Annotated in this window: 19 protein-coding genes and 1 pseudogene; 13 read left to right on the top strand and 7 right to left on the bottom strand. The window is 36.1% G+C overall.

Annotated features, from left to right (window positions below; genetic code table 11):
- Window positions 1-2: 2 nt before the first annotated feature.
- Window positions 3-926 carry a DsbA family protein gene (locus NSQ36_RS08935; RefSeq protein ID WP_339207244.1) on the bottom strand — a complete coding sequence of 308 codons (924 nt, stop codon included), beginning with the start codon at window positions 924-926 and terminating at the stop codon, window positions 3-5.
- Window positions 927-1,194: 268 nt separating this feature from the next.
- Between NSQ36_RS08935 and NSQ36_RS08930 the strand changes: the two genes are divergently transcribed.
- The 3 genes from NSQ36_RS08930 to NSQ36_RS08920 all read left to right on the top strand — a co-directional run bounded on the left by NSQ36_RS08930 (window position 1,195) and on the right by NSQ36_RS08920 (window position 2,701).
- Window positions 1,195-1,764: a TetR/AcrR family transcriptional regulator gene (locus NSQ36_RS08930; RefSeq protein ID WP_251190474.1), complete on the top strand. Its 570-nt coding sequence runs from the start codon at window positions 1,195-1,197 to the stop codon at window positions 1,762-1,764.
- A 72-nt stretch (window positions 1,765-1,836) separates the two neighbouring features.
- The gene (locus NSQ36_RS08925) at window positions 1,837-2,262 is read left to right on the top strand and encodes a MarR family transcriptional regulator (protein WP_339207242.1); all 426 of its coding nucleotides are present in this window, start codon (window positions 1,837-1,839) and stop codon (window positions 2,260-2,262) included.
- Window positions 2,263-2,353: 91 nt separating this feature from the next.
- On the top strand, window positions 2,354-2,701 hold the full coding sequence (locus NSQ36_RS08920; RefSeq protein ID WP_339207240.1) for a DoxX family protein: 348 nt from the start codon (window positions 2,354-2,356) through the stop codon (window positions 2,699-2,701).
- A 71-nt stretch (window positions 2,702-2,772) separates the two neighbouring features.
- On the opposite strand, the gene NSQ36_RS08915 is transcribed toward NSQ36_RS08920, so the two are convergent.
- Window positions 2,773-2,961: a hypothetical protein gene (locus tag NSQ36_RS08915; RefSeq protein ID WP_339207239.1), complete on the bottom strand. Its 189-nt coding sequence runs from the start codon at window positions 2,959-2,961 to the stop codon at window positions 2,773-2,775.
- 219 nt (window positions 2,962-3,180) lie between these two features.
- On the opposite strand from NSQ36_RS08915, the gene NSQ36_RS08910 reads away from it, so the two are divergent.
- From NSQ36_RS08910 to NSQ36_RS08885, 6 genes are all read left to right on the top strand, one after another.
- A complete protein-coding gene (locus NSQ36_RS08910) occupies window positions 3,181-4,350 on the top strand; it encodes an NAD(P)/FAD-dependent oxidoreductase (RefSeq protein WP_339207237.1) in 1,170 nt (389 codons plus the stop codon).
- 42 nt (window positions 4,351-4,392) lie between these two features.
- Window positions 4,393-5,073, top strand: coding sequence for a TetR/AcrR family transcriptional regulator (locus NSQ36_RS08905; protein ID WP_335355818.1), 681 nt, complete (start codon window positions 4,393-4,395; stop codon window positions 5,071-5,073).
- 162 nt (window positions 5,074-5,235) lie between these two features.
- Window positions 5,236-5,886, top strand: a complete 651-nt coding sequence (locus tag NSQ36_RS08900) for a PAS domain-containing protein (protein WP_339207233.1) — start codon at window positions 5,236-5,238, stop codon at window positions 5,884-5,886.
- A gap of 11 nt (window positions 5,887-5,897) precedes the next feature.
- On the top strand, window positions 5,898-6,272 hold the full coding sequence (locus NSQ36_RS08895; protein WP_050944882.1) for a RidA family protein: 375 nt from the start codon (window positions 5,898-5,900) through the stop codon (window positions 6,270-6,272).
- 72 nt (window positions 6,273-6,344) lie between these two features.
- A complete protein-coding gene (locus NSQ36_RS08890; protein ID WP_339207231.1) occupies window positions 6,345-7,448 on the top strand; it encodes a threonine synthase in 1,104 nt (367 codons plus the stop codon).
- A 33-nt stretch (window positions 7,449-7,481) separates the two neighbouring features.
- Window positions 7,482-7,628 (top strand): hypothetical protein, encoded by a 147-nt coding sequence (locus NSQ36_RS08885; protein ID WP_251190478.1) that lies wholly within the window; start codon window positions 7,482-7,484, stop codon window positions 7,626-7,628.
- A gap of 282 nt (window positions 7,629-7,910) precedes the next feature.
- On the opposite strand, the gene uxaC is transcribed toward NSQ36_RS08885, so the two are convergent.
- From uxaC to NSQ36_RS08870, 3 genes are all read right to left on the bottom strand, one after another.
- Complete coding sequence (uxaC, locus tag NSQ36_RS08880; RefSeq protein ID WP_137054570.1) at window positions 7,911-9,344, bottom strand: glucuronate isomerase; 1,434 nt, start codon at window positions 9,342-9,344, stop codon at window positions 7,911-7,913.
- Between the two features lie 83 nt (window positions 9,345-9,427).
- Window positions 9,428-10,525 (bottom strand): Gfo/Idh/MocA family oxidoreductase, encoded by a 1,098-nt coding sequence (locus NSQ36_RS08875; RefSeq protein WP_137054571.1) that lies wholly within the window; start codon window positions 10,523-10,525, stop codon window positions 9,428-9,430.
- Window positions 10,526-10,577: 52 nt separating this feature from the next.
- On the bottom strand, window positions 10,578-11,744 hold the full coding sequence (locus NSQ36_RS08870; RefSeq protein WP_137054572.1) for a Gfo/Idh/MocA family oxidoreductase: 1,167 nt from the start codon (window positions 11,742-11,744) through the stop codon (window positions 10,578-10,580).
- A 347-nt stretch (window positions 11,745-12,091) separates the two neighbouring features.
- Here NSQ36_RS08870 and NSQ36_RS08865 point away from each other — a divergent pair, with 347 nt between their 5' ends.
- From NSQ36_RS08865 to NSQ36_RS08850, 4 genes are all read left to right on the top strand, one after another.
- On the top strand, window positions 12,092-12,769 hold the full coding sequence (locus tag NSQ36_RS08865; protein ID WP_339207227.1) for a GntR family transcriptional regulator: 678 nt from the start codon (window positions 12,092-12,094) through the stop codon (window positions 12,767-12,769).
- A gap of 38 nt (window positions 12,770-12,807) precedes the next feature.
- Window positions 12,808-13,905, top strand: coding sequence for a mannonate dehydratase (gene uxuA, locus NSQ36_RS08860; protein ID WP_339207226.1), 1,098 nt, complete (start codon window positions 12,808-12,810; stop codon window positions 13,903-13,905).
- Window positions 13,899-14,753 (top strand): SDR family oxidoreductase, encoded by an 855-nt coding sequence (locus tag NSQ36_RS08855; RefSeq protein ID WP_137054575.1) that lies wholly within the window; start codon window positions 13,899-13,901, stop codon window positions 14,751-14,753. Before uxuA ends, NSQ36_RS08855 begins: the two co-directional genes overlap by 7 nt.
- A gap of 84 nt (window positions 14,754-14,837) precedes the next feature.
- Window positions 14,838-16,391: an MFS transporter gene (locus NSQ36_RS08850; RefSeq protein WP_137054576.1), complete on the top strand. Its 1,554-nt coding sequence runs from the start codon at window positions 14,838-14,840 to the stop codon at window positions 16,389-16,391.
- Between the two features lie 470 nt (window positions 16,392-16,861).
- Here the strand turns inward: NSQ36_RS08850 and NSQ36_RS08845 are convergent.
- Both NSQ36_RS08845 and NSQ36_RS08840 read right to left on the bottom strand, forming a co-directional pair.
- Window positions 16,862-17,030: pseudogene (locus tag NSQ36_RS08845) on the bottom strand (acetyltransferase); the annotation flags it as partial.
- Complete coding sequence (locus NSQ36_RS08840; protein ID WP_249118362.1) at window positions 17,021-17,194, bottom strand: maltose acetyltransferase domain-containing protein; 174 nt, start codon at window positions 17,192-17,194, stop codon at window positions 17,021-17,023. The gene NSQ36_RS08840 and the pseudogene NSQ36_RS08845, both read right to left, overlap by 10 nt.
- Window positions 17,195-17,211 lie beyond the last annotated feature (17 nt).

Genomic DNA, 17,211 nt, shown 5'->3' with positions numbered 1-17,211 from the left:
CCTTATGTTGAAGTTGTGAAATACTGTTCCCCTAGAACTTCTTTCATTTGAAACGGTTTTTGTGAAAGTTCTTTCTCCATAAATGACCGCACATCCGATTGGTCAATATCGTACATTACTTCAATCTCTTTAGAGAATAGTAGTTTTTCTTTTTCGAGCAAGGCAGAAACAGCTTGGAGCTTCTTCGGTTGAATCTCTACAGTGTTTAAAGCTTGCTTTAATCCATCAACATAGACGTCTAACGGTCGACCACCCGTGATTTTAACTCCTTTATTTTCTTCGTTGACGAAGATGATGGTTGGAAACCCTCTTGCACCGAGGTCTCGAACAAGAGTAAAATCTTGATTTAATAAGTCTTGTCCGCTAGGGAGCTCCGCTTCATGTAAAATAACATCTCCGTTCAGTCCAAGGTTGTTGACGATATCAATCAAAACCGTAATATCAGATATATTTTGATTGAATGCAAATAGTGCTTCTCTTGCACGGCGTAAAAACGTATAGGCTCGTTCATCACCGTGATGTTTTTGAATCACTTTGAACACGCGAGAGGACGGGTAGGAGGATTGAAGAGGATTGTCAATCATTAAGGACCCATCAATTGGCATGCGAGAATGTTCTCCGACTTCTCTCCAGTGACCCGCGACATCAGCAGGCTTATAAATTCCATTTGCGGGATCAATTGGACCGTCATGCCATTTCTCTAGCAGTCCACCAAGCACAGTCTGGAAATGAAAATAATGTCCATATTGCTCTTTAAAACGACGCAGGACAGGTTCAATTGCCCAACAATGAGAACAAATCGGATCTGTTACATAGTAGAGCGTAATGGATTTTTTAGGTTGGTGAAAGTCAATGACCTGGATATCTTCTTCACCTACACCGCATACACCAGTTTCTAAATCACAAAACATGTCATTGTTTTTCAAGTTGTTTTCCTCTTTTCTTTTTCATTATCTATGTTCATTAAGTTCTAATGGTTTTTAAGGCAGTAGACCAAGATACAACCTCATTTTCATCATTATTTTTCCTCCTTAATTTTGCAGGAAACGTCATTTCCTATAAGTTGTTTGAATCAATCATTTGCTTTACAATTGAATCTTAAGACAGAATGAGTGAGATCAACACCAATAATTTCTTCAATTTGTTGTTTATCCAACAGATTCAAGCATGTGTTTAAAAAGAAGGAGGAAGAAGATGACGCAGCCAAAGACAGATCCGCGCGTATTAAGAACGCGCAAATTAGTCATGGAGTCTTTCATCAAGCTTTCATCGAAAAAGGAATTTAAGGATATTACGGTGAAAGATGTGACAGCAGAAGCCATGATTAACCGAGCGACGTTTTATTATCATTTTGAGGATAAATACGATTTATTGGATAAAACACTCTCAGAAGTATTGTCGATTAATTTAGAAAGTATCAATTTTAATAATAGTAAACTAGATGAAGATACAATGATGAATATCTTTAAAGCGCTAGCCAGTTTTCAACAATCTCTGCATAACCGCTGCCAAGTAGAATATGAAACTGAACTTGCTCCGATTGTTCGAGAACAGCTTGAAATTATTTTTTATCAATTGTTAGTGAATCAATATACAAATGTCGAAAAACAAGTGTTGAAGGTCACGGCTGTTTTTTTAAGTTGGGGAATTCACGGAGCTTCTGTTGAGTGGAGAAAGAATAGTTCGCACATTTCTTCAGAAAAATTTATCAAATCAGCATTGCCGTATATCATGTCAGGAATTGATTTTAAGCATAACAGGTAGACAATTTGACAATGTTTAACCACTCCACTAATATAAATGCTATAGCATATAAAGTTGTTAGAGGGTGTTTACATGAAGTTACATGATTTAATAGGTTTTCTCGTTCATCGCACTGATGTGAAAATGACGAATTATTTTACAAATAGGTTAAAGCCGTACGGAGTTACACCAGAACAGTGGAGCATTATTAGTATTCTTAGCCGTGATAAAGGCTCGACTCAAAAGGAATTGGCAGAAGGCATTGATAAAAATCAAACCACTGTCGTAAGAATGATCCAGTCAATGGAACGAAAAGGGCTTGTCAAAAAAATCTATAATGAACAAGACCGGCGCTCACATCACCTGTTTTTAACAGAAAAAGGGAACGAGATCAAAAAGGCGATTCTTCCTGTCGTCATGGATGCACATCGAACTGTGACAAATCAATTAAGCGATGAAGAGATTCAACAATTAAAATTACTTTTAAACAAATTATTTCATTCACACTATTCATCTTGATAAATCTGTAAAGTAGGAACAACCTCTATTTTTGTACGATATATGCTATGACATATAAATGACACCATTTGGTCAAATAACTTAGAAAGATGTGATCACTATTTTTATTCTTATTCTACAAATTGTATTGGCCGTTTTCTTTTTCCTCACAGGAACGAAAATCATATCAGGGAAAATGGCAGAAGAGTTCAAACGATTTGGTTTACCCGCATTTTTCAATGTTTTAACGGGGGCTCTTGAGCTAATAGGCGCTGCTGGAATGCTAGCCGGCATATGGATGCCAACATTAGCATTATTATCAGGCTTATTGTTAGGAGGCACGATGCTGGCAGCTGCATTTACTCTGATCGTATTGGCCAAAGATCCCTTTAAAAAAGCAATCCCTGCACTTGTTTTATTCGCTCTTAGTATTGCGGTCAGCTTATACCACATTCTTTAAATTCATATCAAGAAGTCGCAATAACCTAAACAAATCTCCATTGTTCTAATGGTGGATTGTGTTTAGGTTTTTTAGCGATTGAATCGTTTTCGAAGAACTAGGCATGAGATAGCAAAAACTGCGAAAGCGCCTGCTGATACAGCAGCAAACATCAGCCCAGATTGTTCTAGTTTGGATTTGAATAACAAAGGGACAGAAAGAATGAGCGCGGCACCACTAAAGCCCAATCCTAATATCAACATTGCCAATAATTTATTCATAGAAACACCTCTTACACTCAGAATTTTAACAATGAAAACCTTTAATATTCCTAGATGGAGTGTATCATATGATGGCGGGCGAGTGGTTTCTTTTCATTAAAACACAATCGTGAAACAAACAATTTTAAACGAACACTGTTCTTTACGAACAATGTTCGTTATAATATAAATGAGATGTAGTTTTAAACGATTTCCATAAAAGATGAGGAGATGCATACGATGACGGCATTATCTAAGAACCAAAAGCAAATCGCTATTATTGGAGGAGGACCTGGGGGGCTAACACTCGCCTTAATTCTGCAAAATTACGGTATACAAACAACTATCTACGAACGGGAGATGCATGACAAGAGTCTTGAACGAGGAGGCTCACTGGATATTCACGAAGAAACAGGCCAAAAAGCATTAAAAGAAGCAGGAGTTTATGAGAAATTTCAAAGGAATGCCCGTTATGAAGGAGAAGATTTCCGATTACTTGATAAATCAGGAAGAATTTATTTAGATGAAGAAACGGAATCAGATCAAAAAGGCACTCGTCCAGAAATTGATCGTGGTGTGTTGTGCGAACTGCTGTTAGATCAAATTGATGCTGCAAACATCAAATATGGATATAAACTAGAAAGATGCGTTTCATTAGAAAACGGCATGACGGAGCTTCATTTTGAAAACGGAGTTGTCGAGACAGTTGATCTTTTGATTGGGGCTGATGGTGCATTTTCTCGTGTGCGTCCTCTGTTAACAGATATTGAGATTGAATACTCTGGGCTCACGATGCTGGAATTGAATGTCCTAAGCGTAGAGGCGAACCACCCTGATTTAGCTGAATTTAATAAACGTGGTAAGATGTTTGCTTTAGCTGATCACAAAGGGATAATTGGGCAGTTAAACGGAGATGGACGAATCAAAGTGTATGCAAGCCTTATGGTAGAACGCAGCTGGATCGAGACTTGTGGTATACCGTTTCATCAAGCGAAAGAAGCAAAAGAACAATTATTAGAGTTATTTAGTGATTGGGATGATCAGCTGAAAAAGTATATTCGTTATGCAGAAGATGCCATCATTCCAAGACGGATTTATACGCTTCCTACCGGTTTTAAATGGAACCGTCATAAAGGAGTAACGCTTATCGGTGATGCAGCTCATGTCATGTCACCATTCGCAGGCGAGGGTGTAAACATGGCGATGTTTGATGCAAGGGAGCTAGCACTTGCTATTGTCCGACATCCTCATGATATTGAAAAGGCCATTGAGGAATACGAAGACATGATGTACAAATATTCATCGGAAAAGGCACATGAATCGGAGAATAGTTTAAAACTGTGTTTTTCAAAAGACGCTGCGGTCAAGCTTGCAGATATGATGAATTCTTTTCAAGAAAACGGTGATTGATGCTCAATTTACTATTTTACTTTGACATGTTATAAAGAGAGTATGAACAATTCAAATCGTCGTATTATAAGTCGCCGGTCTCGGCCGGCTAAAGAGCCCTTAAGCCGTGAGCTCATTGTGAAAACGGCCTATGAGCTTCTTAAGGAGCAAGGGATAGAGGGCATGAGTATGCGTAAGGTGGCTAAAGCATTGGATACGGGACCTGCATCCTTGTATGTCTACGTGAACAATTTTCAAGAACTCAGTGCTTACGTATTGGATTATGGTCTCGGCCAAATGGTTTACCCAGATTCAGAGAATCGCACATGGAAAGAACAGTTATTTGACATATTGCATACTTATTTCCTACTGCTATTCGAAAAACCTGGTCTCGCTGAAATTTCTCTTTCCACCATTCCACAAGGAACGAACTTTCTTCAGTTGACCGAACGTATTCTCGCTGCATTGCATGAAGGCGGGATCAAATCTACATCCGCTGCATGGGGAGTAGACCTATTGCTGTTATACGTATCTTCGGTAGCTTACGAAAAGGTCTCTTGGAAGAAACATGACTCTTCGCAGATTTCAGACATTAAAAAAACATTTCATGATGCAGACAAAACGCGTTTTCCTTTCATTCATAGTGTAAAAGAAGAAATGTTTGCAGGTGATACCGTATCAATGGAACGGTTCAGGTGGGGAATTGACGTCATTTTGTATGGAATCCAGAAAGAAATCAATTAGAAAGGAGCACAAGCAAAAAGCAGTCAATGGCTGCTTTTTTTATATGGTGATTTTCACATTTATGATCTTGTGAGCATCATGATATATAAATAAATCTATATATTGTTTTTATATATAAAAAATTATATAATCTAGTGGAATAAAAAAATGAGGTGCTTAGGCATGGAACATATTAAAAATTTATTAGAGAGTTATATTCCTTTAGCAAAATCTACAGCAAAAATGTTTGGACCAAATTGTGAAGTGGTGATTCATGATTTAACGAACCCTCAAGCATCTGTCATGTTTACAGTAAATAACCATGTGACAGGAAGACAAATCGGCCAATCATTTGATCATCTAGTAAAGACTGTATTACAATCAGAAGATTTTAAAGAAGATTATCTGGCTGGTTATACATTTGTAACAGAAGATAAGCGTACGATTCGTTCTTCGACTTCATTAATACGTGATTCAAAGCAAAAAGTGATTGGTGCTTTCTGTATCAACTTTGATGTTGAAGCACTGAATCAAATGCAGCAATTTATGGATACTTTTCTTTCTACACAAGTGGAAGCTCCAGAGAAAGAAACAACATCAAATGATGATCTTGAAAATGTGGAAGAAATAGTAGATCAATTGATTCAACAAATCATTCAAAACAGTGTTCATCCAGTCATGAAACGTCATGAAAAAATTGAACTAATTAAATTCATGGATGAAAAGGGCATTTTTTTAATGAAAGGATCTGTTGATAAGGTCGCTTCTATGTTAGGCATTTCCAAAGTAACCGTCTATAGCTATTTGGATGAAATCAAAAATAAATCGAGATAAGGAGAGTCAAAATGGAAAGCATACTCGAAGTAGGAAATCTAAAATCAAACGGACACTATGCATTCGCAACCATTCATCAAAACACGGTCTATGTTTCAGGACAATTTGCCATCAATCCCGAAACGAGAGAAAAAGAGTTCGGCCCCATTGAAGAAGAGACATTACAAGCGCTTAAGAATGTAGAGATGATTGTAGAGGCTGCTGGAAGTAACAAAGAGAAGATTTTGCGCATGACATTATACATTTCGGATATTCACTTATGGGACAAAGTTGATGCGGTTTATACTGACTTTTTTGGTGAACATAAACCAGCACGTACTATTGTACCAACGAATGAATTACATTTTGGTTTCAAAATTGAAATTGATGCCATTGCATATATTTAAGATCTTTTTTTGCCTACTCTATATAAAAAATTATATTTCGTATAAAAAAATATTTGAAGGGGTTGATGATTGATGAATCAATTGATTTGTAACCATTGCGGGAAAAAGTATGAGATGACACCAACTCTATGGAGATGTGATTGTGATGGAGTATTAAACCTAGTGAAAGATACCCCAAAAATAGATATCGCAGCTTGGGATCACTATCCAAACTCATTATGGCGTTATGTTGAAACCATGCCATTTTCAAAAGATTCTAAGACTTGGGAAACTGTCACAATGGGGGAGGGTCAAACCCCTTTAATCGTTCTAGATCCTAATGAGCCAAACACCTATGTCAAAGTTGATTATATGATGCCGACCTTATCCTTTAAAGACCGAGGAGCCGCTGTTTTGATGACAAAGGCTAAGGAACTCGGGGTATCAAAAGTGATTGCTGATAGTAGTGGGAATGCAGGAACGGCGATTGCAGCTTATGCAGCACGCTGCGAGATTGCCTGTGACATCTATCTAAGCGATGACACTTCTCCTAAAAAGGTCGCTCAAATAAAAGCACATGGAGCAACGATTAAAGAAATTCACGGGACCCGAGAGGACATTGCAGCTGCGGCACAAAAGGCAGTTGACAATGAAAACGTTTTTTATGCAAGCCATGTCTATAACCCTTATTTTTTTGAAGGAACAAAAACATACGCCTATGAAATCTATGAGCAATTAAAAGGAGCACCTGACGCTTTAATCATTCCGGTTGGAAACGGCACTCTCCTCCTAGGTGCGTATTATGGCTTTAAAGAGTTATTTGAAAATGGTCTCATTCATAAAATACCGAAAATCGTTGCCGTACAAGCGAAAAACTGTGCACCCCTTGTGAAAGCTTATCAAAATGAAGAAAAATCAGCAGCACCTGTGACGAATAAAGGGACCTTAGCAGAAGGGATCGCCATTGCTGCCCCGGCGCGCTCCAAACAAATTTTAGAAGCTGTACTAGATACGAATGGTACGTTTATTGATATTGAAGAAGATGAGATCTTAAATGCACGATCTAAACTGAGTGAAAAAGGATTTTATGTCGAAGTGACATCTGCAGTCAATTTTGCTGGCTACATGAAATATCAAAAGGAATCAAAAGAAACAATCGTCATACCTCTTTGTGGTGCAGGGATTAAATCAAAATAACCCGATAATGACTAGAATATGGAGGAATATTTCATGGGATTGGATTTTACTCATTGCGAAGCACATTGGTCATACAGTGACTTCCATGATTTTAGAAAAAGGTTAGCAGCTGGTATTGGCATGAATTTAGATGATCGGAAGATACAAGATAAAGAGAATAAGCTGTTACATTCAATTTAAAGTTAAAATATGGTACAGAGCTCAAACGGTGTTTCTTATTTTCAGCAGCAGATGGTCCTGAATCACATGCAATTATAAATTTAAACTTAGCTACCAGATTGTTAAAGAATGAAGAGGTAGTTTATCTTCAGCAGTTTGATGAAAATTTCGGTGACTTTTCAGACAACGTATAAGTTTCCGATATTGATTAGAAAAAGCTCGTCAAAAAAAGCTTTTCTCTATAGGAGAAAACTCTTTTTCGAGCTTTTTATTCGGAAAGAACATTTATATCTTACGGTATTATTAAGTCGTTTTTATTGGTACTGTCTCATTTATTTCAATGTTAAAATAATTCACGGCATTGTTATAACAAATATCTTTGACTATTTTTCCTATAAATTCGTAATCCCTTGGAAGCTCACCATTTTCTATCCAAGTCCCAAATAAATGACATAAAATTCTTCTGAAATATTCATGGCGAGGGAACGATAAAAAGCTTCTTGAGTCTGTAAGCATACCTACGAAAGTGCTAAGCAAACCTATATTAGATAATGTTTTCATTTGATCTAGCATGCCGTCTTTTTGATCATTAAACCACCACCCGGATCCAAATTGAATTTTTGCTCTCGCATCAGAAGACTGAAAATTCCCTATAGTAGAGGCCACAATCGCATTATGAACGGGGTTTAAATTATAGATGATCGTTTTAGGTAAAAGATTATCTTTGTCTAATTCATTAAGAAAACCATTTAAATGTCTTGCTAGGTGGAAGTCAGACATAGAGTCGTACCCACTATCTTTTCCCGTTAACTTGAACATTCGTGTGTTATTATTCCTTAAAGCACCTATGTGTAATTGCATGATCCAATGAAGAGAATGATATTTTTTACTCAGGTGAATAAGAGTGTTTGTTTTAAATTTATTGATATCCTCTAGGGATAGAGTTTTTCCTTGCAGAGCACGTACAAATATAGAAGACACTTCTTGTTCAGTAGCTGGTGAAAATGGAAAACTTTCAAAACCATGATCAGAAATTCTGCATCCATTCGCGTGAAAATAATCAATTCGTGAATGTAATGAAGCGATAAAGTTTTCATATGTTAAAACAACGCCGTTGATTGATTCACCTAATTTTTCTATATAATTCACAAAATTTGATTGTTCAATATTTAAAGCATGATCCGGTCTAAATGTAGGGAGGACCCTAGTTGTAATTCCTACATCTTTACGTATGATTTGATGAAATTCTAAAGTATCGATTGGATCATCAGTAGTACACACAACTTTTACATTAAATTTTTCTAAAATTCCATTTGTGGACATGTTACTTTCATTTAATCTCTCATTACAGATATCCCAAACTTTATGTGCATTTTTTTCTGAGAACAACTCATTTATATTGAAATAACGACTTAATTCTAAATGTGACCAATGATAAAGAGGGTTTCCTATTGTATATGGAACAGTTTGGGCCCAAGCTAAGAATTTTTCCTTGTCACTTGCATTCCCCGTGATGAATTTTTCTTCTACGCCTAACCATCGCATAGCCCTCCATTTATAGTGATCTCCATTAAGCCAAATGTCAGTCATATTTTCATATTTTTTGTTAGTAGCAATTTCATCAGCCATTAAATGCGTATGAAAATCATAGATTGGCATATTTTTCGCGTAATCATGATAAAGAACTTTTGAACTTTCGTGATTAAGCATCATATCTTCGCTTAGGAATGTAGACAATATAGTCACCTCTATACATTTTATCGTTTCTTTATCCTTTAAATGAAATAAGGTGTTATTAACAAAAATAACACCTCACTTTTTTAGATCTTACTTAATTCAAACTCCGTATTTACGTAGATTGCGTCTCGTTGTGCAATTAAGCATAGTTCTGCAGCTTTAAAAGTATGTTCTTGAGTCATAGCATTTTCAGTATCGTTTAAACAATCTAAAATAAGTTCACCAAAGTAAGGGAATCCTACTTCTCCATTTAGAGAAAAATGTTGCTCTGTATGTTGATTTACTAAGTATAAATGGTCTCCTGTTTTATCCCTTGCTATGTCTACGTATTTGCGAATTTCAATATACCCATCTGTTCCGAGAATGAATGTGCGCCCATCCCCCCAAGTGCTAAGGCCATCAGGTGTCAGCCAGTCTACTCTAAAGTAGTTTGTAGCCCCATTATCAGCAATCAACGTAGCATCGCCAAAGTCTTCTAATTCTGGATATTGAAGATGTTTATAATTGCCCACTTTACTATGTACAACTTTTGCATCTTTTGCGCCAGAATAGAAGAGGAATTGTTCAATTTGGTGACTACCAATATCACATAGAATACCTCCATAATATTCTTTTTCAAAAAACCAGCTTGGTCTGCTTTCTACGTTACTACGATGTGGGCCAGTTCCAAGAACTTGTACCACTTTGCCAATTGCTCCTTGTTCAATCAATTGACCAGCAAATACGGCACTCTCTACGTGCAAACGTTCACTATAATAAACAGCCCATTTAAGTCCCGTTTCAGCTGTTTTTTTACGAGCAAGCTCCAATTGTTCTAACGTTGTAAAAGGGGATTTATCCGTAAAGTAATGCTTACCATGATCTAAAACACGCAGCCCTAAATCACAGCGTTTAGATGTAATGGCTGCGCCTGCCACGAGCCTTACATCTGGATCTTCGAGAATTTCTTTCTCACTTTTGGCTATCTGTACCTCCGGATATGCTTTACAAAATTCTTGTACTTTTTTCTGATCATGATCATAAACCCATTTTAATGTAGCCCCAGCCTCAGTTAATCCATTGCACATTGCATAGATGTGTCCATGATCAAGACCTATAGCTGCCATGACGAATTGTCCTTCTGTAACGACAGGGGCACTTTTTCCCTTAGGAGCATAATTCATTCCATCACTTTTCTGCATGATTGTTCCTCCTCAAGCTAGTTTTAATACTTATAACTTAATAACGTTAAACTCATATTTCCTCGTAATTTCCTCCAACGGTTATCGTATCGTCTGAAAAATTTTCTACACTGCTTTGTTTTTCATAAAAATGCTTAACGTTCGCGAGCATTCCTTCACGTGTATAAAAAGGATCGTCTGCTAAAAGGGGAAGCTTCACATGAACACCTAGGTTAGCCGATTTATAGATGGCTGTAATAAGTTCTAGTGTTTTTCTTCCTTCTGTTCCATCAATTAGCAGCTTCTGGTTACCCTTGATAGCCATTAAAAAATTATTTATTTGTCCTTTATGTCCTTCAAATAGTAATTCCGGATATTGATGAAAAGCTTCCTGAATACGATTTTCTAAATCCTCATCATTTTTCTCTTGAGGAAACCCATTTTCTTTAGCTATTTGAGCATTTACTTTCCATGGGACAGATACTCTAGCTTTTTCACCTTGAAAAATCAGTTGTTGTTCTTCTCCATGATGAACCACAGAACTGGTTACTTGTGCTAAGCTGCCATTTCCATAACGAAGTACAGCAATAGAAAGGTCTTCAACCTCTGCATTATCATGCAAGGTATTACTAGTTGCTGCAAAAATGTCAGTCGGCAATCCTAACATCCATTGCAGCATATCAATATGATGGACAGCATGATTAAGTGTACAACCTCCACCTTCTTTTTCCCATGTACCGCGCCACCATAAATCATAATAACTATGACCACGCCACCAAAAAGAATCGACTTGAGTATGAGCGATTTTTCCAATTAGGTTTTGATCAAGGACATGTTTTAATCTCATAATGGGAGTCATAAATCTGTTTTGAGCAACAACGGACAAAAGCTTCTGGCTTTCAATAGATGCTTTTATCATTTCGTCACATTCTTTTAGAGAGGAAGCCATAGGTTTTTCTACTAAGACATGTTTGCCTGCTTTAAGAAAATCAATGGCAATGGCTGCGTGCATATAAGGAGGTGTACAAATGGAAACGGCATCAATAGTAGGATCATTCAATAACTCTTGGTAGTTAGCGACAACTCGTGCTTCTAGGTTATATTTTGTTGCTGCAGACATTGCTTTTTCAGGATAAATATCAGCTAAAGCTACAATTTTACTAATCTCAGGCATTGCAAGATAAGCTTCGATATGGGCAGTTGCAATAGATCCAGTTCCTATAATTGCGATGTTGGACATATAAATCTTTCCCTTCTGCAAGAAGATAATTTTTCACTTCTAATAATGAGATAGCGCTTTCAAAAAACTGAATGATTCACCTAACTGATAGAACAGAGTACCGTTAGTCTTATTAATATTCTAGTTATACTAGTATGGTAGCTCAAAAACATTATAACTCAACCTTTTTGAATTTTGTATAGTTTTTTGAATTTTCTTTTTAATCTCTCGCACTTTTATTATTGATCATGGCTTACATAGTTGGAATTATCAAATGCTCACAGTACAAATATTCAGAAAAATGAAATGAATGTCTACCATTCTAATGAACTTGTATGGTAGTATGTTAGAGAAAGGGGATTAGAATAATGAATATTGATTTAAAAAACCCAAACCTCTCTACGAGGGAACAAGTTTACAATATGCTAAAAGATCAAATATTAAGCCTGAAGCTTCCACCTGGGACAAATATTTCTGAAAAAGAAATATCAGTTCAATTTAATGTGAGTCGAACTCCTGTAAGAGAAAGCTTTTTAAAATTATCTCAAGAAGGATTATTAAGTATCTATCCTCAACGAGGTACATTTGTTTCTTTAATTGATTTGAACCTTGGGGAGGAAGCACGGTTTATGCGAGAACATCTCGAGAAGGCAGTGATTAGACTAGCCTGTCAGGAATTTTCTGAAGAGTTGATTAATGATTTAGATATGAATTTAAGTATGCAAAAAATTTGCGTTAAGAAAAAAGACTATAAAAAAATGTTTGAATTAGATGAGGAGTTTCATAGAACTATTTTCAAACGGTGTAAAAAAGAAAAAACATGGTTAGTTATTCAACAGATGAATGTACACTTTAATAGGAGTCGCATGTTAAGGCTAGTAACAGATTATAATTGGGATAATATTTTTTCTCAACATATAAATATCTTCAAAGCTATACAAGATCAAGATGCTGATAAAGCTGAAAAAATCATGGAAGAGCATTTGAAAATTGCACTTGTTGATAAAGAATTATTGAAGAAAGAATATCCAAATTATTTTAAATAAAAATAGGTTGTTACTTATATTTTTAGGGGTGATGGTAGATGAGGATGACATTTAGATGGTTTGGAGAAGGAAACGACACGATCACACTGGAACAAATAAAGCAGATTCCAGGAGTGGAAGGAATCGTTTGGGCACTGCATGATGTGCCCGCAGGAGAAGAGTGGCCAATAGAAAGAATGTTAGAAATGAAAAAATTAGCTGATAAACATAACCTTCATATTGAAGTGGTTGAAAGCGTGAATGTTCATGAAGACATTAAGCTCGGACTTCCAACTAGAGATCGATACATAGAAAATTATAAGAAAACAATTCAGAAGCTAGCAAAGGTGGGTGTTAAAGTCATATGTTATAACTTTATGCCTGTCTTTGATTGGATCCGTACAGACTTAAATAAAACACTTTCTGATGGATCTACAGCTCTATTTTATGAACATAGTCGAATTAAAGATATTGATCCGAAAGACTTAGTAAATAAAATTAGTGAGAACTCCAGTTTAACCATGCCAGGTTGGGAACCAGAGAGGTTAAATCACCTTCACCAACTGTTTGAAGCCTACAAAAATATAACAGAAGATGATTTATGGGCCAACTTGAAATATTTTTTAGATCAGGTTATTCCAATTGCAGAACTTCATGATATTAAAATGGCTATTCATCCTGACGATCCGCCATGGCCTGTCTTTGGTCTCCCGCGAATAGTAACTAACCAAAAAAACATCAGAAAAATTTTACAAATAAATAGCAGCCCATACAATTGTATAACGCTCTGTACAGGATCTTTAGGAGCAAACTTAGAAAATGATTTAGTTTCTATGATTCACGAATTTATTGATAGAATACCATTTACTCATATAAGAAATGTACGTGTATATGATAACGGAGACTTTGTTGAAACATCGCATCGATCAAAAGATGGATCAGTAGACATTTCAGCCATTATACACGCTTATAATGAAAGCGGATTCAAAGGTTATTGTAGACCCGATCATGGAAGACACATTTGGGATGAACAATGCAGGCCTGGATATGGTCTTTATGATAGAGCACTTGGAATTATGTATTTGTGGGGAGCTTGGGATGCTTTAAAAAATAAACAGTCTGTACGAAAAGAAGCAAAGGAGGAAGCTACATGGTAAACATACAAGAAAATAAAAATTTAGCTGGTAAAGTAGCTGTCATAACAGGAGGAAGTGGCGTACTTTGCAGCGCCATGGCAAAGGAACTTGCTAGACATGGCGTATCTGTGGCTATTTTAAATAGAACCGTCGAAAAGGGCGAAAAGGTAGCCGAAGAAATTAACCTTATGGGTGGGAAAGCGATTGCGATTAAATGTGATGTTCTGAATAAAGAGAGTGTTGAACAAGCCGAGAAGATTGTAACAGAGGAATTAGGCATGTGTACAATATTGATAAATGGAGCTGGTGGTAACCACTCAAGTGCAAATACAACCAACGAAATATTTCAAACAGAAGACCTTACTAATCCTAAGTTAAATACTTTTTTTCATTTAAGTACAGATAGTGTGCAAAATGTATTTGATTTAAATTTTATGGGGACTTTCATTCCTACACAAATTTTCACTAAACATATGGTTCATCAAAAGGGAGCAGTTGTCATCAACATGTCATCTATGAGTGCCCCTTCTCCAATGACCAAAGTGCCTGCTTATAGCGCGGCAAAAGCTGCAATTGAAAATTTCACCAAATGGTTAGCTGTTCATATGGCCGAGGCAGGAATTAGAGTAAATGCTATTGCACCGGGCTTCTTTTTAACCTCACAAAATAAAAACCTTCTCCTAAATGAAGAAGGAGATTATACAGAAAGGTCTCATAAGATTATTTCGAACACACCAATGAGAAGGTTTGGTACGCCAGAAGATCTTCTTGGTACCCTATTATGGCTTGTTGATGATCATATGTCAGCATTTGTTACCGGCGTGACAATTCCTGTTGATGGAGGTTTTATGGCGTATTCAGGTGTTTAATATTTTTATTTTTTTCCTTGTCATACATCTTTATTTTATATGTTTTTTTAAATTTATAAGTAGGCTTGGAAAGGAGAAATAAGAATGCAGACTGAGAACAGGAAACTAACACTCAAAAATTATATTGGTTATGGAACAATGGATTTATTTGGAGGGGGAGCATTCGCTATAATAGGCGCATGGATGTTATATTTTTTCATTACATACTGTGGTCTTACCCCTGTTGAAGCAGGATCTATTATTGCAATTGCACGTATTATTGATGCGATAGCAAGCCCAATTATGGGCCATATCACTGATAATTTTGGTCGTACAAAACTTGGGAAAAAATTTGGAAGACGCAGGTTCTTTTTGCTAGTTGGAAGCCCTTTAATGGTTATTTATTCTCTTCTTTGGATTTCTGATATGAATTACTGGTACTATTTAACGGTTTATATTTTGTTAGAATTCCTTGCAGCAATGGTATTAATTCCATTTGAAACACTTGGAGCTGAAATGACGAATGATTTTAATGCACGGACCAAGCTCTCAACAATAAGATTAATCTATTCAGGACTAGGAACATTTTTAGCTACCTTTATTCCAGGCAGATTATTCGAAATATTCGGAAAAGATTCACCTCAAGTTTTTCTTTACAATGGGATTATCTTCACCTTTATTTTTATGGCGGCATTATTAATTACACATAGAACAACATGGGAACGTAAAATAGAAGAAGACATGATAGAACCTGATGATGTAGAAAAAGTACCTGCTATAGAATCCATAAAAAAAGTCATCATTGACTTAACATCTACTTTTAGAATAAGAAGTTTCCGTCAGCACCTCACGATGTATATTTGTTCGTTTACGGCCATGGATATTTTAAACGCTGTCTTTGTCTACTTTGTTGTGTTTTCTTTAAATAAAGATGCAGTGCTCGCAGCCGATTTATTATCTATTGGTTCATTACTTCAAATGTTATGTACAATATTGTTTGGTTGGCTCGTGATTAAAATAGGTCCTGCGCCATCTTTGAGAATATCTTATATTGCTATTATTACATGTATAAGTGGTTATATATTTTTATACTTCACACAACCAACTTATATGATTATAGCGCTGTATGCTTTCTCTGTTATCTTAGGAATCGGAAAGAGTGGATTATATTATATACCATGGAATATTTACACTTTCATTCCTGATGTAGATGAAATGGTCACTCGTAAAAGAAGAGAAGGAATATTTGCAGGTATTATGACTTTTACACGCAAGAGTACTACAGCTTTAGCCACATTCTTGGTAGGAGTTATTTTACAGGAAAGTGGTTTTGTTGCAAGCGCGACGACACAGTCTACGACAGCAATAAATGGGATTGTAGGTATTCTGTTTTTCGGAACTGTAGGGCTAGTCGGTATTAGTTTAGTTATTTCATTTAAATTTAAATTATCTAAGAAAACCCATTCCATTATGATTAATGAAATTAATAGGTTAAAGAATAATGGTTCAATGGAACAGGCTGATGATGAAACAAGAAGTGTTTTGAAAGCGCTAACAGGATGGGATTACGAGAAGCTTTGGGGTAATAATAACGTAGGATATCAGAATAAACTCCAACATTTTGAACAACAAGATTTTAAACAGCAGGATATGAACTAACTTTTGTTGTTAGTTGAGAACTACAGCACAGTTAAATAGTACTTCTAAAGGTTCTGCGAATTTTTATCTCAGTTCTATAATGATTTTGTGATGATTTCACTTATACAAATGGATATAAAACATGGGCAGGAGCAATATTTGTAGGATTTTAATGATTGGATTAATAATGGAATGAATGAGACAAATTAAATTAAATTGGTTGTAAAGGTTCTCGAGGATCTTTACGACCAATTTAATTTAATAAGGACGTAGAGGTTTTTAAATATTACATTTCACGAAGGGGAATCTGAATGGACCCTTGTACATGTCTTGTATTCTCATTTATTAGTTTACATAATATATATTCTAGGAAGTTAAACAACGAATACATTTTTCATGTCTCAAATCTAAGTATACTTATCTTATTGAGACAAAAAAGGAAAAATCAAAATCCTTCGCTTATTCGCCAGATTTTGATTTATCTAGATATTTCATGATTTTGCAGGATTTCCGCCAACCACGACGTTTGCTGGAACACTTTTTGTCACAATCGCCAATGGTGACACCTGGATTAATAATAACACCGCCGCCAATCCAGACGTGGTTTCCAATGGTGACTGGCTTGCCAAATTCAATGCCTTTTGCACGTTCTATTGGTTCAAAACGACATCATTTCCGCAAGCGCCTAATAATTCCTTTAATAAAATGGCTGTTCTTTTTTCTGGCTGATTGGTTTGCTGGTATGCAAAGGTCAATTGTCTCGCTCTTTCACGATCTGCGATCAAGGTTTGGTCACTAGATACATAATGTTTTCCTTGGATCATTTTATCCTTCTCACTTT

The sequence above is a fragment of the Bacillus sp. FSL W8-1143 genome (assembly GCF_037965155.1).
Classification (GTDB): Bacteria; Bacillota; Bacilli; order Bacillales; family Bacillaceae; genus Bacillus; species Bacillus pumilus.
Note: the sequence above shows the minus strand (reverse complement) of the source record. Positions and strands in the feature narration are given on the sequence as shown.